This is a genomic window from Sphaerisporangium rufum, assembly GCF_016863395.1.
In the GTDB taxonomy this organism is placed as follows: domain Bacteria; phylum Actinomycetota; class Actinomycetes; order Streptosporangiales; family Streptosporangiaceae; genus Sphaerisporangium; species Sphaerisporangium rufum.
Genome location: NZ_BOOU01000015.1, coordinates 14765 through 30519, shown reverse-complemented (window position 1 = coordinate 30519; position 15755 = coordinate 14765). Strand labels below are relative to the sequence as shown.

Here is a 15755-nt window from a genome sequence, read left to right as displayed (position 1 = left end):
GCGCCAAACAACACAGCTAAATAGCGCCCGAACCCGCGCGCGCAGCGCGCAAAGCAAACACAGCCCACACCCGGTGACCGGTGGCCGGGCTGCCGTGGTAGCCGGTGCGGGCGGCGAGCGCGGCGACGGTCGCCAGCCCCCGGCCGCTCTCGGCGAACGCTTCGACCGGTGACCGGCCGGTGAACGACGGCACCCCGCCACCTCCGCAGTCGTCCACTGTGATCACCACGGTGGCCGGGTCGTCCGGGCCGGACCCGGGGGTCAGCGTCACCTCCACGGCGAACCAGCCGCCTTCGGCCGCGCTGCGGGTGTGCCGCAGCGCGTTGCCGGCGAGTTCGGAGACGATCAGTTCGGCCTCGTCGGCGCAGGGCAGGCCGCTGAGCAGGAAGCGGACGAAGGCGCGGGCCCGCGCCGCCTGGTCGGGGGTGCCGGGGAACGCTCGGTGCCACACCAGGTGGCCGGCGGTCCGCGGCTCGATATGGGCGCCCGGCGAAGCCGGGCCGGGATGCTCGCCGTCCGGGCAGTCCGGCGGAGCGCACGGTTCGGCGGCCACCCGGGCCACCTCCTTCGCAAGGTGTGGAGATCGCTGTGCCGGACTGTCGCCGGTATGACCTTCCCCGATGGTCACTTACCCAGTCCGAAGGCCCATCCCACCCTCCGGTCCGCCACGCCGGCACTTGATATCAGATGGCAATATTTCATTGCATTTCTGGGTGAACCGGCGGGGGACCCGGTCAGCCCGTCACCATGGACGGGACCGGACGGGAGATCGGGGGACGGCCGATGGCGGGCTCTTCGGAGGGTGGCCCGCGCTTCCGCGTGCTCGGACCGCTGACCGTACGCGCCGGCGCGCCGGAGGAACGCGAGGTGCCGGTCGCCGGCAACAAGCTGCGCGTGGTGCTGGCCGGGCTGCTGCTGCGCTGCGGCGAGACCGTACCGGTGACCCGGCTGGCCGGCTGGCTGTGGGACGGCGGCCCGGAGGACCCCGAGCGGGCCCGGGCCACCGTGCAGACCTACGTCAACCGGTTGCGCCGCCACCCGGAGATCCGCGCCGTGCTGCGGACCGTCCCGGAGGGCTACCGCGCGGAGGTGGAGGCCGGTGATCTGGACCTGCTGACGTTCCGGGAACTGGCCGCGGCCGCCCGGGCCGCCGCCGCCCGCGGCGACCTGGCCGCCGCCGCCCGGTCCTACGCCGCGGCCGCGGAGCTGTGGCGCCAGCCGGTGCTGGCCAACGCCGAGTCGCCCGCGCTGCACGCCGACGAGGTGGCGCCGCTCGCCGAGGAATGGCTGCACGTTCAGGAGGAGTGGCTGGACGTGGGCCTGCGGACCGGCGGGCACGCCGGGCTGGTGCCCCGGCTGCGCGAGCTCACCCGCGCCCACCCGCTGCGCGAGCCGTTCTGGGAACGGCTGATCACCGCCCTGTACCGCAGCGGGCGGCCGGCCGAGGCGCTGCGGGCCTACCACGAGCTGAGCGATCTGCTGGCCGAGGAACTCGGCGTCGACCCCGGCCCGGCGCTGCGTGCGTTGCACCAGGCCATCCTCACCGACGATCCCGCGCTCGCCCCGCCGCCGGAGCCGCCGGCGGCCCCCGGATCGCCCACCGCGCCGTCGACCGCGCCGTCGACCGCGCCGTCGACCGTGTCGCCCGCGGGGCCGCCCGCGCACGTGCCCCGGCAACTGCGGCCGGACATCGCCGGATTCGCCGGCCGGCGGGCCGAGCTTGCCGTACTGGACCGGCTGCTGGAGGGGGCGCCCCGCGAACCGGGCGGCGCACCGCTGATCGTCTCGCTGCAGGGCATGGCCGGGTCGGGGAAGACCGCGCTGGCGGTGCACTGGGCGCACCGGATGCGCGCCCGCTTCCCCGACGGGCAGCTCTACCTGGACCTGCACGGCTACGGGCGTGGCCGGCCGGTGGAGCCCGCCGCGGCGCTGGAGACCCTGCTGCGCGCGCTGGGCACCCCCGCCGACCGGGTCCCGGCCGGGACCGAGGAGCGTTCGGCGCTGCTGCGCACGCTGCTGGCCGGCCGCCGCACGCTGATCCTGCTGGACAACGCCGGCGGCAGCGAGCAGGTCCGCCCGCTGATGCCCGGCGGGGACGGCGTGGTGCTCGTGACCAGCCGGAACCAGCTGCGCGGCCTGATCGTGCAGTACGGCGCGCGGCGGGTGATCCTTGATCAGATGCCGGCGCCGGAGGCGGCCGAGCTGCTGGCCGGCGTGCTCGGCCCGGAGCGGACGGCGGCCGAGCCGGACGCGGCCGCCGAGATCGTCGAGCGGTGCGCGCGGCTGCCGCTGGCGCTGCGCATCTTCGCCGAGCGCGCGGCGCGCTTCCCCGGCACGCCGCTGCGGCGGCTGCTCGGCGACCTGCGCGACGAGCGCACCCGCCTCGCCGTGCTGGACACCGGGGACGGCGACGACACCGACCTGCGGACGGTCTTCTCCTGGACCTACCACGCCCTCGACCAGGACTCGGCACGGATGTTCCGGCTGCTCGGCCTGCACCCGGGCCCGGAGATCGGCGCGCCCGCGGCGGCGGCGCTGCTCGGCGCGGACGTGGCCGTCGCCACCCGGCTGCTGGACCGGCTGACCGCCGACCACCTGCTGCGCTCGCGCTCCCCCGGCCGGTACGACTTCCACGACCTGCTGCGCGACTATGCCGCCGAGCGGGCACGCGAGGCCGAGGCGGCCAAGGACCGGGACGCCGCGCTGCTGCGCGTGCTCGACTGGTACGCCGCCACCGCCACCGCCGCGGCCCGCCACCTGCCGCCCGGCGGGCGGGACATCCCGCACGACCCGGTGCCCGCCGGTGTCACCCCGCTCAGCTTCGGCGGCGCCGAGCGGGCGGTCGGCTGGTTCGAGGAGGAGCTGGCCAACCTGATGGCCGCCGTCCGGCTGGCCGGTGCCCGGGAATGGCCCGGGCCGGCGTGGCGGATCGCCCGGGCGCTGGCGCCGTTCGCCGAGTTCCACGTCCCCGGGCCGATGTGGGCGGGCCTGTTCCGCACGGCGGCCAAGGCGGCCCGCCGGGCCGGCGAGCCGGCGGAGGAGGGATGGGCGCTGGACCACCTCGGCTGCGCCCACCTGCGCACCGACCGGGTCGAGGAGGCGGTCGCCCGCTACCGGGAGGCGCTCGCCATGGCCCGGCGGACCGGGGACCGCGACCTGGAGGGTGAGGTGCTGGCCCGGCTGGGCACCGCCCACCTGCGGCTCGGCGATCCGGAGGCGGCCGCCGGCCATTACGCGCAGGCGCTGGAGGTCGCCCGGGCCGCCGGTGACCGGCAGCTGGAGGCCGAGACGCTGAATCACATCGCCGAGGGCGACGTCCAGGCCCGGCGGTACGCCGAGGCGCTGGCCGGCGCGCGGGCGGCGCTGGAGCTGTACACCGCGCTGGGCGACCGCTACCACCAGGGCGAGGCGCTGCGGACGATCGGCGGCGCGCTGTCCGGCCTCGGCCGGCCGCGGGAGGCGGCCGGCGCCTTCGAGCGAGCGCTCGGCCTGATGCGCGAGTTCGAGGACCGCCGCGGCGAGGCCGACGTGCTCGCCCTGCTCGGCGCGGCCCTGCACGCCTGCGGCGATACCGAGGCCGCGCGCGACCTCAGCCGCCGCGCCGCCGCGATCGTCGCCGCCCTGCCCTGAGCACTCGGCCGGACCCGCGGACCCGGTGCCCGCGGCCCGCGGCGGCCGCGTCCGGGTCCGCGGGCGTGTGACCGGCGAGGATCGGCCCCCGTTCGACCGACCCCCGCCGGGACCCAGGCCCCCCGCGCCCCTGCCCCTCCGTCAGGAGCCGCCCGGTTCCGGCCCGGAGACGGGGTGCCGGCCCCCCGGCCGGCCCTCTCGATCCCCATCCCCGTACCGGCTCCGCGCGAGCGCCGGCCCCCGGCCGGTCACTCTCGCGATCCCGACCTCCGGTGGTGGGCGGAGACCGGGTCCCCCACCCGGCCTCCGCCGTTCATCCCGCCGCCGGGCGTGGCCCCTGGCCGGTCCCCCGACCGGTGGTGCCGTCCCCCGTGCCCGCCCGGCGGCGTCTCGCACCGGCTCCCCAGGCCGGTGCATCATCTCCGCCCCGGTCCGGCGAGGCGGGGTCCGATACGGCGACCCGGGCCACGCCACCGCCGGCCGGTACCGGCCGTTCCCTCGGCCGGCCCTCCGCCGGCCGGCACGTTGGTGACGGCCGGTTCCCGGATCGCCGTTCGCATGGTCGCCCCCGCTTCCTGGTGCCGCGCTCCCCTTGCGCTGATGGAGAAGTTAGGACGGGCGGCTGACAGTTCACTCACATCCCGCTCACAGCGCCCCGGACCTCCGCATTTTCCGGCTAGGTTTTGCCCATGTCCGATGGCCGTGGCGCGACTGGAGTGATGTGCGAACGACCCTGAGCGTGCAATGCCCGCAGCGCGTGCCGGTGGCGGTGAGCCTGGCGCCCGGGCTCTCGATGCTGGCCCTGATCACCGACGCGCTCGGCGGCCGGTCCCGGGGCGCACCCGAGTCCTGGCGGCGGCTGGTCCGCTCGGTCGCGGTGCCCCGGGACACGCTGGTCCTGCGGTCGCTGACCGCCCCGGGTTTCACCGTGGCACCGGACCTGGTCTTCCCCGGCGTGCCCACCGGTGACATCACCATCGAGTCGCAGATCGAGCTGCTGCGCGACCTGTCCGGCGACGTGCTGCTGGCCGATCTGGCCCAGTCGTTCGACGGCCGCACGCCCCCGGCGCACTGGCAGGAGGCCGTCGACCATCCCGAGCGTTGGATGCGCGCCTACGCCGACCTGCTGGACCGCGTCTGGGGGGCGATGAGCGAGGTGTGGCGGCGGGCCCGGCCGCTGATCGACCGGGAGATCGAGCGGGTCGCGGTGGCCGCGGCCCGCGGCGCCACCGACGCGGTGCTGAACGACCTCCACTCGGGATGCATGTTCCGCGACGGCGCGTTCAGCTTCCCCGACGCCGAGCCGGGCAGCTTCTCCATCGGCTCGCGGCGCCTGGTGCTGATGCCGATGCTCTCCGGCCGGTCCGCGCTGGTGAGCAGCCTGGACGGTCCGGAGATCGTGTGGATCGGCTACCCGCTGCCGGTCGTCGGCGCGCTCACCTCGGCGCCGGCCCGCGGCCGGGCGAAGGCGGCGCCGCTGGTGCTGCTGCTCGGCGAGGCCCGCGCCACCGTCCTCACCGCGCTCGACCGGCCGCGCACGATGGGCCGGCTGGCCGAGATCACCGGTAACGCGCCCAACGCGGTCACCTATCACTGCGACCGGCTGGAGACGGCCGGCCTGATCGAGCGGCGGCGGTCCGGCCGCGAGGTCCACGTGCACCGCACCGACCGGGGAGACGCGCTGGTCGGCCTGCTCGCCACCTGAACCGGCACGGCCGGGCCGCCGGCGAGCTACCGTTCTGCCATAGCCACTATTGCTCATATTTCCGGATCGACATTCCGATGGGATGGTCACCATGGAAAACCGCACGCTCGGCGCCACCGGCCCCACCGTCTCGGTCCTCGGTCTCGGCCTGATGTCCATGTCCGGCATGTACGGGCCGGCGGACCGCGCCGAGTCCATCGCCACCGTGCACGCCGCGCTGGAGGCGGGCGTCACCCTGCTGGACACCGGCGACTTCTACGGCATGGGCCACAACGAGCTGCTGCTGCACGAGGCGCTGACCGGCCGGCGCCGTGACGAGGTCGTCATCAGCGTCAAGTTCGGCGCGTTGCGCGACCCCGCCGGCGAATGGCTTGGCAACGACACCCGGCCGGTCGCGGTGAAGAACTTCCTGACCCACACCCTGACCCGGCTCGGCACCGACCACGTGGACATCTACCGGCCGGCCCGGCTGGACCCGCAGGTGCCGATCGAGGACACCGTCGGTGCCATCGCCGAGCTGATCCAGGCCGGGTATGTCCGGCATGTCGGCCTGTCGGAGGTCGGCGTCGCCACGCTGCGGCGGGCGCACGCCGTCCACCCGATCTCCGACCTGCAGATCGAGTACTCGCTGCTGTCCCGCGGCATCGAACGTGAGATCCTGCCGACTGCCCGTGAGCTCGGCGTGGGCGTCACCGCCTACGGCGTGCTGTCCCGCGGCCTGCTCAGCGGGCACTGGTCCCGGGACCGCGCGACGGCGGCGGACGACTTCCGCACGCACAGCCCTCGCTACGCGGCGGAGAACCTGGAGCACAACCTCGCCTTGGTCGAGCGGCTGCGCGACGTCGCCGCGGCCCGGGGCGCCACCGTGGCCCAGGTGGCGACGGCCTGGGTGGCGGCGCAGGGCAAGGACATCGTCCCGCTGGTCGGCGCCCGGACCCGCGAACGGCTGGCCGAGAGCCTGGGCGCCGCCGCCCTGGTGCTCGGCGCGGCCGACCTGGCCGCCATCGAGGAAGCCGTGCCGCCCGGCGCCGCCGCGGGCGACCGCTACGCCCCCGCCCAGATGGCCATGCTCGACAGCGAATCCTGAGACCGGCCGGCGCCGTACGCGGCCAGGCGCCGGCGCGAGTCCGCGCAGGTCAGTGGTGGTGGGTGGCGTCCGGGTGGCGGGGGTCGGCGGGATGCTCGTAGCCGGGGGCCAGGCGTACCCGCTCGGCGTGCCGCCGGTCCAGCCAGGCGGCGAAGGCGCGGTCGGCGGCCACCGCGCCGAGCTCCGCGGCGATCTCCGCGCGCACCGCGCGGTAGGGGCGGATGCCGCCGGGCACCACCCGGTCCACCCGCAGGGTCCACGGCCCGCCGGAGCCGGGCAGCGGGCCGGCCACCTCGCCCGGCCGGGCCCGGAAGACCGCGTCCTCGAGGGCGGACGGCAGCTCGCCGCGCCGGACCGGGCCCAGCGGGTCGCCGCCGGGCCAGGTCACGTACCGGACCTCCGGCCGGGTGAACCGGTCGAGGTTGCGGTCGTAGTAGGCGCGGATCTCCTCCTCCGGCACGCGCAGGCCGGCGGTCAGCGCTGTGCGCACCGCCCGGGCAAGCGGCATCGCGACCAGCAGCGCCGCCGCGACGCCGCCGCTGCGCAGCGCCGCCGGCAGCGTCAGGCCGCCGGCCGCCGGCCCGTTCACGGCAGGCGGCGAGCCGGAGACCGCGGCCGGCAGGCCGAGGGCGGCGGCCTCCTGCTCGACCAGTGCCTCGGCGACCAGCATCTGGACCAGCCAGCGGCGCAGGTTGCGGCCCTCGGCCCCGCCGGGCGGCGGCAGCCGGGCGGCGAGCGGCCCGGACCGCAGCTCCCGCTCCCGGGCGTCCACCAGGGCCACCGGGATCGGCCGCTCCCCCACCTCGGCGGCGATCGGCCCCGCAGGATGATCGGCGACCGGCCCCGCGAGGTGACCGCCGGTCGGTGCCCCCGGTGGGCGACCGGTGGCCGGCGACCCCGCCGGCCGACCGGCGGCCGACGACCTCACGGGGTGCTCAGCGGCCGGGGATGCCGCAGGGTGACCGGTCGCAGGCGGCGCCCCGGGGTGAGCGATGGCCGGCGATACCCCGGGCTGCCCGGCGGTCGAAGGTGCCGCCGGGTGAGCGGCGTCCGGCGGTGCGGCGGTCAACCGAGGACCTCGATCTCGACGGCCGCGGTGTAGTGCAGCCAGCCGGCGGCGGCCAGCTTGACGACGGCCCACCACCGGCCCGGCCGGGTGCCGGGCGGTGCCTGCAGTTCGAAGCGCACCGGCGCCGCGCCGCCTGGGGGCACCACGACGCCGGTGTCCCACTCGGGCACCAGGTCGTAGGTGTGCCATGGGCTGATCAGCTGCGCCTGCACGTGGACCTCGGTGCGCGCCGCGGAGCGCAGCAGCACCTCGATCGTGCCGGTCGCCGCCGACGGGTCGCCCGGGTCGAGCCGGACGGGGGCCGTGCGCGATTCGACCGCCAGGCCGACATCGTGCGTGCCGCCCACGTGCAGCCGGGTGACGTCCTGGTAGGCCTGCCCGTCGTGCGACAGCCGGGCGCACAGCCAGTGGACGCCCGGCGCGGCGCCGGCCGGCGGCGTCACCCGGACCGGGAACGACGCGTGGCCGCCGGGCGCGAGCGCGTACGGCCGCACGGCCGGCTCGCAGCTCCACCCGGGCGGCGCCACCATCTCGACCACCCCCGCGGTCTCGTCCGCGGTCAGCGCGGAGGCGACCGACACGGTCAGCTCCACCGGCCCGTCGGCGGCGGCGTCGGCCGCCGACAGGTGGACGGCGACCGGCAGGTTGCCCATCGGCGCCGGCCCGGTGTTGTGCAGCCAGTACCGGGTGTGCACCGGCTGGAAGGGCTCACCGGCCGGGCCGAGCGCCGCACCCGGCCCGGCCAGGGCCCCGGACACGGTCTCGGCCCCGGCCCCGGCCCCGGAGGCGGAGGCGGCCACGGAGGCGGACGTGGACGTGGACGTGGCACCGGACACGGTCCCGCCACCGGACGTGGACCCGAAACCGGTCCCGGACGTGGAACCGGACCCGGAGGTGGACGTCGTCGCGGCATCGGGCACGCTCGCGGTCACCATGCGGGACACGGGGCGGGACACCGACGCCGTCACGGTGGCGATCTCCATGGCGCCGAGCGGGACCTGGCCGGGCGGCAGCGGGTGCAGCGGCCGGTCCAGCAGGTCGGCGCGGTGCGCGTCGTCCAGCCGCAGCGGGGTGGCGATCCGGGCGGTCACCGGGTCGCCGGCCGCCTCGTACAGGCGCAGCGTCACCGCCTCCACCTCGCCGGCGGTCCGCCCGGCGGCGAGCGGGTCGCCGGCCGGCTTCAGCGCGGCGAGCACCACAGTGCCGGCCGGCTCCACCGCGAGCAGCGAGGTGACCGGCGCCAGCTCGCCGTCGTGGCCGGGCGCGGGAACGGCGGTCAGCGGGTGCCCGGCGTCGTGGCCGTGCCGGACCAGCCCGGCCTGCCGCCAGTCGCCCGGCGCGGTGACCAGCGAGTACGGGAACGAGTGGGTCCAGTGCTGGAGTTGGAAGCCCGACCCGTCGGGCGTGGTGCGCCGTGGCGGGTCGATCCACACCCCTGACGGCCACCCGGTGCACGAGCGCATCAGCGACAGGTGCAGCGCGCCACCGGCGTCGACGGCGAACCCTGGGACGCCGTGATTGATCAGCCCGACCGTGTAGCCGTCGTGACCGCCACCAACACCGTCATCGCCGTGGCCACCCCCACCGTCATCGCCCCCACCGTCATCGCCGCCACCGTCATCGCCGCCGCGGTACCCGCCGCCATCGCCGCGGTCGGCGTGACCGTCAAGTGGTTCGGCCAGGGCGGGGGCGCCGTCGGGCTGGACGGCCTCCACCACCGCATCGTCCAGGTCGGCCACCAGGCCGGCGACCGCGGCGGCCCCCGCCACGATGAGCACCGGCAGCGTCCGGGTCCCGGTGAGGTCGGCGCCGGGCACCCAGACCTCGGCCAGCGGCCGGCGCGCCGGCACCCAGATCCGCGCCTGGCCGTCCTCGGCCAGCAGCCGGCTCAGCAGCCCGGCGTACTCCGGTCCGGCCTCGGCGAGCACCAGCGCCACGAACGGGTTCTCCTGCGGGGTGCCGAGCGCGATCCGCACGTCGGGCAGGTTGGAGTCGACCGCCAGGTCGCCGTAGCGGGGGCCGTCGCCGCGCGAGCAGGTCGAGGTGACCCCCTTGCGCACCAGCGCGACCGCCAGCTCCCGTACCCCGCTCGCATCGGTGCGGGCGGCGCCGGTGTCGCCGGGGCCGGGGGTGACGGTCGGAATGTCGGCGACGGCGGAGGTGCCGGTGTCGCCGTGGCCGGCGGTGACGGCCGGAATGTCGGCGACGGCGGAGGCGCCGGCCGTGACGGAGACGGTGGAGGTGCCGGACACATCGGTGGCGGGATCGGGGTCGGTGCCGGCCGTGTCGGCCCGGGTCACGGTGCCGGTCATATCGGGGTCGGTGCCGGTGGGAGTGCCGGCAGCGGCCGTTTCGGTGCCGGCCGCTACGCCGGTCATGTCGGTGGCGGTGGCGGGGAGGACGATCTCGGCTATGCCGATGGCCCGGTCGCCGGCCGGGGCGCCGCCGGCGGTCCGCACCCGGACCCGGGCGGTGGACGACAGCGCGAACCAGGAGCCGGCCGGGTTGTCCAGCGTCCACGGGTACGGCCCGGCGTCCGCGTCGACCATGCCGAAGCCGCGGCCGACCACCGCGTCGCCGACCTCGCTGACCGGCAGCGCGCCCGGGACGTTCACCGGCCAGCGCAACCGGACCAGCTGGTCGCCGCCGTCGAACCGGTCCACGTGGGTGACGCAGTCGATCCGGTCCAGGCCGTACCAGAGCGTGATCGTCTGGGTGTAGGCGACCGGCCCGACCTGGCCGGTGACGGTGATCCGCTCGCCCAGCGGGCAGGTCTCGGCCACCGCCGAGGCCGCCGGGGCGGCGGCCGAGCCGGTGGCGGTGCCCTTGGGCACCAGGTGCCAAGGTCCCTCGTGGAAGTCGGGGTGCGCGGAGTACTCGTCGTAGACCACGATCTCGTTGCCGACCCGGCCCGGCTGGAGCAGCTCGCGGCCGCGGGCCAGGTCACGCAGCCGGGAGACGCAGCCGCCGCGCGCCGGGTCCACCTCGACCAGGTGCGACCGGTTGGCGATGGCCAGGCCGTCCTTGACCGCCCAGCCGACCGGCACATCCCCGGCGGCCCGCGCGCGCCCGGTGACCGGTTCGTCCCCGGTGACGGGCAGGTCCCCGACGACCGGCGCGCCCCCGGCGAGCGACACGCTTCCGGTGACCGGCACGTCCCCGCTGACCGGCATGTCCCCGGTGAGCGGCATGTCCCCGGTGAGCGGCTCGGCGCGTAGCGTGCGGCAGCCGAGCGGCGGCACGTCGGGGACGAGCACCACCACGTCCACCGCGGCCGGTTCGCCGGCCTCGTCGTACTCGGGGTTCTCCAGCAGCACGGGCAGCTCGCCGTGCCGCGGGTCGGTGACCCGCACGCCGGCCGCTCCGGGACCGGGCAGCGCCAGCCGGAACCGCACCAGGTCGGTGCGCGGCCACGACGACGGGTTCCACACCACGACCGCGCCGCCCGCGCCGCGGGTGTCGACCCGGGCGGTCAGCTCGCCGAGCGCGGCGTCCAGCACGCCGCGGCCGATGTCGTTCGCCTGCCGCCAGCCGGTGAGCAGGTCCAGGTACACCTGGTCGGACTCCGAGCCGGTGATCGCGTCGTGGTGCGCGCCGTAGACGAGCTGCCGCCAGGCCTTGTCCAGCGCGGCGTGCGGGTAGCGCGCGCCGGTGGTGAGGGCGGCCAGGGTGGCGAACTTCTCCGCGTCCACCACCAGCGACTCCGCGGCGCGCTGCGCCTGCTTGGTGTCGATGTAGGAGACGTCCTTGCCGGTGTAGATCGGGTTCATGTCGCGGGTCTGCGGTACCGGTGCCGGCAGCTCGGCGCGCACCGCGGCGAAGAACTCGCGGGGCAGCGCGCAGACGAAGCGCGGCCACCGGTAGCGGGCGTTCCAGTCCCGGTGGATCTCGGTGACCCACTTGTTGGGCGGCGAGTAGTCGGTGCCCATCGGCAGCAGTACGTTGCGGGTGGCCGCGACCTTCTTCAGGTGCAGGAACAGCTCGTACACCGCCACCTCGGCGGCGGCCAGGTCGGGTGAGGAGTCCAGCCACCAGCCGGCGCTGTAATGCGCGGGCATGTAGTGGGTGAGCACGCCCCGGCCGGACGGGGACACCCACTCGAACTCGGCGGGGAACTGCATGGCCGACGGGTCGCCCCAGCCGTCCCGCACCGGGTCGCTGCCGGTGAGCATCGGCCCCCACTGGTGATAGGGCCCGCGCGCCCACGAGCTCGCGGTGAGCCCGGCCTCGGCCGCCAGGCCGGGGAACTGCGGGTCGTGGCCGAACACGTCGAGCTGCCAGGCGGTGGCCGGGTCGCCGCCGACCACGTCCCGCTGGAAGCCGATGCCGTGCACGAAGTTGCGGATCGTCGACTCGGCGGAGGTGAGGTTGGTGTTCGGCTCGTTGTAGGTGCCGCCCATCAGCTCCAGCCGGCCCTCGGCGAGCAGCCGGCGGATGTACTCCCGGTCTCGCGGGCAGGAGTCCCAGTACGGCTTGAAGTAGTCGACCTCGGCGAGCACGAACTTGTAGTCGGGGTCGCGCCGCGCGGTCTCCAGGTGCTCGCGCACCAGGTCGAACCCGGCGTTCTGCCGGTCGCCGCGGTAAGCCTGCGCCACCTCGCCCGCGGCGTCCCAGGTGGTGGTGTAGGCGGCCTGGGTGTTCCACCACACCGGGTCGTAGTGGAAGTGCGGCACCATCCACACCGTCCAGCCCGGCTCGGCGACGACGAGCTCGGCGGTGGCGCGGGCCGGGCCGGCGGTCACCTCGACCGGCAGCCGGGTGCCGGGCGGCGCGGCCACGGTGACGCCCACCTCGGCGGGGCGGGCGGCGGTGCGGACGCGGCCGGCGACGCCGGGCCCGGTGACGCCGATCTCCACCTCGCCGGGCGGCCCGGCCAGATGAACCCGCAGGACCTGGCCGGCCTCGACGAAGAGCTCGGTGGATTCGACGCTGGTGATCTGCACGGGTCCGCCCCTCCCGGCCGTCTTGCTCGCGTCCGGCGAACCTAAGTCTTTTTGATTTACTAAGTCAACAGTGGTGTGCCATATTGCGGTGGACATCACGGGAACGGCGAAGGCGGCGGGAGCATGCACACGGGCACGAACCTGCCGAAGGTCGGCAGCTTCAACCGGTCGGTGGTGCTGTCGGCGATCCAGGTCTCCGACGGCATCAGCCGGGTGCAGATCGCCGCGCGCACCGGCCTGACCCCGCAGACCGTGTCGGTCATCGTCCGCCGGCTGATGGCCGAGGGCCTGGTGGTGGCGGACGGGTCGGCCCCCTCCGGCGGCGGCAAGCCGCGCACCATCCTGCGGGTCGACCCGGCGGCGGGGTACGCGATCGGCGTGCACTTCGACCCCGGCGAGATCGCCTACGTGCTGGCCGACCTGGCCGGGCGGCCGGTGGCCCGGCATCGCGCGGCCGTGCCGGCCGGCCGCGCGCCCGGGGACGTCATCGACGAGATGGCCGGCACCGTCCGGCGGCTGGCGGCGGACGCGGGCGTGCCGCCGGGCCGGGTGCTCGGCGCCGGGCTGGCCTGCCCGGGCCCGCTGGACGCCGACGGGGTGATGAGCGCGCCGCCCCGGCTGCCCGGGTGGGACGGGGTGCCGGTGCGGCGCCTGCTCCAGGAGCGGACCGGAGTGCCGGTGACCTGCGACAACGACGCCACGGCGGCGGCCGTCGGCGAGCGCTGGGCCGGCCGGGCCCGCGGGGTGCCGGCCTTCGCCTACCTGTACCTGGGCACCGGCATCGGCGGCGGCCTGTTCCTGGCCGACCAGGTCTACCGGGGCCGGTCGGGCAACGCCGGCGAGTTCGGCCACATCACCGTGCTGCCGGACGGGCCGGAGTGCTACTGCGGCAACCGCGGCTGCGTCGAGGCGGTGTGCCGCCCGGAGGCGATCGAGGCCGCGGTCCGCGACCGGCTGGCCGCCGCCCCGGCGCCGGACGCGCCGCAGGCCGTCCCGCCGGCCACGCCGCAGACCGGGCGGCACACCGCGTCACGGACCGAGTCACGGGCCAAGTCGCGGACCGGGTCGCGGAACGCGCCGGCGACGACGTTGCGCGGCGCGCCCGGTCACGCGGAGATCTGCGCCGCCGCGGCGGCCGGCGATCCGCTCGCCCGCGCGGTCGTCGGCGAGGCCGCCGCCCGGGTGGCCGACGCGGCGGTCGGCATCGTCAACCTGCTGGACATCGACCTGCTGATCCTCGGCGGTCCCGCGCTGCGGGAGGTCGCCGGCGTCTACCACGAGGCGGTCTCCCGGGCGGTGGCGACCCGCCCGCTGGCCCGCCGGCTGCACCAGGTGCGGGTCGAGCTCTCCCAGGTCGAGGACGCCGCCGCGATCGGCGCCGCGTCCCTGGTGTTCCACGCCGCCTACGCGCCCCGCCTCGGCACCCTGCTCAGCCCCTGAGGAGCCTGATGATCGACCATGGCCGCCCCGTTCTCGCCGTCGACATCGGCGGCACCAAGCTGGCCGCCGCGCTCGTCGGCCCGGACGGTACCGTGCTGCGCCGGCAGGAGACCCCCACCCCGGCGGCGCCGCCCGGCGCGCCGGAGGTGGTCGGCGCGGCGCTGGCCGGGCTGCTGCGCGCGGTGGTGGCCGGGGACGGCCGGGACGGCGAGGACGGCGAGGACGTCGGGAATGGCGGGAACGGCGGGAACGCGGCGCCGGCCGCGGTCGGCGTCGCCTCCGCCGGGCCGCTGGACGTGGCCGCCGGCACGGTGAGCCCGGTCAACATCCCGGCCTGGCGCGGCTTCCCGGTGCTGGACCTGGTGGCCGAGGCGGTGCCGGGGGCGCCGGCGCTGCTGCTCGGCGACGCGGTGGCCGCCGCCGCCGGCGAGCAGTGGCGCGGCGCGGGCCGGGACAGCGCGGCGATGATCGGCATCGTGGTGTCCACCGGGATCGGCGGCGGCCTGGTGCTCGGCGGCACGCCGTACCCCGGGCCCACCGGCAACGCCGGGCACATCGGCCACATCGTGGCGGACCCGGCGGGCGAGCCCTGCCCGTGCGGCGCCACCGGTTGCGTGGAGACCATGGCCAGCGGCCCGGCGATGGTCCGCTGGGCCCGCGGCCAGGGGTGGCCGGGGGCGGACGCGCGCGAGCTGACCGCCGCCGCCCGCGCCGGGGACCCGGTGGCGCTCGCCGCGGTGGACCGGGCGGCCGGCGCGCTGGCCTGCGGGATCGTCACGGTGGCCGTGCTGTGCGACCTGGACCTGGCGGTGATCGGCGGCGGGGTGGCCGCGGCCGGCGAGGTGCTGTTCGCCCCGCTGCGCCGGGCGGTCGCCACCCGGGCCCACCTGGGTTACGTCCGCCGGCTGCGCGTGGTGCCGGCCGCGCTGGGCCGGGACGCGGGGCTGGTCGGCGCCGCCCGCGCCGCGCTGGGCGCACCGGCCGGGTCAGCCGGGTGACGGCGGCAGCACGATGTCGTAGTCGAGCACCGTGCGGTCACCGGGGATCACGATGGGATCGGCGACCTCGACGACGCGGCCGGCGGCCAGCATGCGGCGGGTGACGGCGAAGACCGGCACCCCCGTGCCCAGGTTCAGCGTGCGGGCCTCCTCCGGGGTGGGCATCCGGGTCGCCACCGACTCGGCGATCTCGTCCACCTCGATGCCCAGCGAGCGGAGCTGGCCGATGGTGCCGCCCGGCCAGGGCTCGTTGCCGGGATCGGCCACCGGCGTCCCCTCGACGTCCGCGGCGAGCAGGCAGGGCCGGGACATCTGCGCGGGCCGGCCGGCGGCGTAGAAGACGAAGTGCCGCTCCAGTATCCGGGTGCCGGGCGGGACCTCGAACAGCCCGGCCAGCCGCTCGTCGGCCTCGATCCACCGGTAGGCGGTGTCCAGCCGGTACTGCGACCAGGTGATGGCGTGGTCGTCGGTGAACGACGTGCGCGGCGTGGCCTGCGAGCCGAGATCGGCCAGGTAGCGGCGGGAGGAGACCCGCCGGACCGGCGGCCGGTCGCGCACCCGGGTGCCGCCGCGGCCCCGAGTCTCCACCAGGCCGGCGTTCTTCAGCGCGTCGATCGCCTGCCGCACCACGATCTCCGAGACGCCGTAGCGGGCCGCGAGGTCGGCGTGCCGGGGCAGCCGGGTGCCCGGTGCCAGCTCGCCGTCGAGGATCGCGCCGCGCAGCTCGGCCGCTATGTGCTCGTAGGCGTGACCGGACATGGGGGGTCCGTTTCTGCTTTGGGTTCCAACCCAGGCGACCTGGTTGACACGCACCTTACCGCCTCGCCATTGTCGTATATGTCAATCGATTGGCGTAGGCGGCAACGGGGGGTGTGAGACGGGC

Annotated in this window: 9 protein-coding genes; 5 read left to right on the top strand and 4 right to left on the bottom strand. The window is 76.5% G+C overall.

Annotated features, from left to right (window positions below; all coding sequences use genetic code 11):
- Positions 1 to 16 precede the first annotated feature (16 nt).
- A complete protein-coding gene (locus Sru01_RS06410) occupies positions 17 to 553 on the bottom strand; it encodes an ATP-binding protein (RefSeq protein WP_203982941.1) in 537 nt (178 codons plus the stop codon).
- 230 nt (positions 554 to 783) lie between these two features.
- Between Sru01_RS06410 and Sru01_RS06405 the strand changes: the two genes are divergently transcribed.
- The 3 genes from Sru01_RS06405 to Sru01_RS06395 all read left to right on the top strand — a co-directional run bounded on the left by Sru01_RS06405 (position 784) and on the right by Sru01_RS06395 (position 6422).
- Positions 784 to 3630, top strand: coding sequence for an AfsR/SARP family transcriptional regulator (locus Sru01_RS06405; RefSeq protein ID WP_203982940.1), 2847 nt, complete (start codon positions 784 to 786; stop codon positions 3628 to 3630).
- A gap of 721 nt (positions 3631 to 4351) precedes the next feature.
- Entirely contained in the window at positions 4352 to 5335 is a 984-nt protein-coding gene (locus tag Sru01_RS06400; protein ID WP_203982939.1) for a winged helix-turn-helix domain-containing protein, read from the top strand.
- A gap of 82 nt (positions 5336 to 5417) precedes the next feature.
- On the top strand, positions 5418 to 6422 hold the full coding sequence (locus Sru01_RS06395; protein WP_307811966.1) for an aldo/keto reductase: 1005 nt from the start codon (positions 5418 to 5420) through the stop codon (positions 6420 to 6422).
- A gap of 49 nt (positions 6423 to 6471) precedes the next feature.
- Here Sru01_RS06395 and Sru01_RS06390 read toward each other — a convergent pair whose 3' ends face one another.
- Both Sru01_RS06390 and Sru01_RS06385 read right to left on the bottom strand, forming a co-directional pair.
- Positions 6472 to 7224: a peptidylprolyl isomerase gene (locus tag Sru01_RS06390; RefSeq protein ID WP_203982938.1), complete on the bottom strand. Its 753-nt coding sequence runs from the start codon at positions 7222 to 7224 to the stop codon at positions 6472 to 6474.
- A gap of 263 nt (positions 7225 to 7487) precedes the next feature.
- Complete coding sequence (locus tag Sru01_RS06385; protein ID WP_239137006.1) at positions 7488 to 12434, bottom strand: glycoside hydrolase family 38 N-terminal domain-containing protein; 4947 nt, start codon at positions 12432 to 12434, stop codon at positions 7488 to 7490.
- 123 nt (positions 12435 to 12557) lie between these two features.
- On the opposite strand from Sru01_RS06385, the gene Sru01_RS06380 reads away from it, so the two are divergent.
- Both Sru01_RS06380 and Sru01_RS06375 read left to right on the top strand, forming a co-directional pair.
- Positions 12558 to 13874 carry an ROK family transcriptional regulator gene (locus Sru01_RS06380; RefSeq protein WP_203982936.1) on the top strand — a complete coding sequence of 439 codons (1317 nt, stop codon included), beginning with the start codon at positions 12558 to 12560 and terminating at the stop codon, positions 13872 to 13874.
- Between the two features lie 8 nt (positions 13875 to 13882).
- Positions 13883 to 14872, top strand: coding sequence for an ROK family protein (locus tag Sru01_RS06375; protein ID WP_203982935.1), 990 nt, complete (start codon positions 13883 to 13885; stop codon positions 14870 to 14872).
- On the opposite strand, the gene Sru01_RS06370 is transcribed toward Sru01_RS06375, so the two are convergent.
- Positions 14861 to 15631, bottom strand: coding sequence for a GntR family transcriptional regulator (locus Sru01_RS06370; RefSeq protein WP_203982934.1), 771 nt, complete (start codon positions 15629 to 15631; stop codon positions 14861 to 14863). The two genes, Sru01_RS06375 and Sru01_RS06370, sit on opposite strands and share 12 nt — an antisense overlap.
- Positions 15632 to 15755: the final 124 nt, after the last annotated feature.

Excerpts from the sequence above, each read along its gene's own strand:
- Sru01_RS06375 (WP_203982935.1), top strand. The coding sequence starts at position 13,883 with ATGATCGACCATGGCCGCCCCGTTCTCGCCGTCGACATCGGCGGCACC.
- Sru01_RS06395 (WP_307811966.1), top strand. The coding sequence starts at position 5,418 with ATGGTCACCATGGAAAACCGCACGCTCGGCGCCACCGGCCCCACCGTC.
- Sru01_RS06380 (WP_203982936.1), top strand. The coding sequence starts at position 12,558 with ATGCACACGGGCACGAACCTGCCGAAGGTCGGCAGCTTCAACCGGTCG.
- Sru01_RS06405 (WP_203982940.1), top strand. The coding sequence starts at position 784 with ATGGCGGGCTCTTCGGAGGGTGGCCCGCGCTTCCGCGTGCTCGGACCG.
- Sru01_RS06370 (WP_203982934.1), bottom strand. The coding sequence starts at position 15,631 with ATGTCCGGTCACGCCTACGAGCACATAGCGGCCGAGCTGCGCGGCGCG.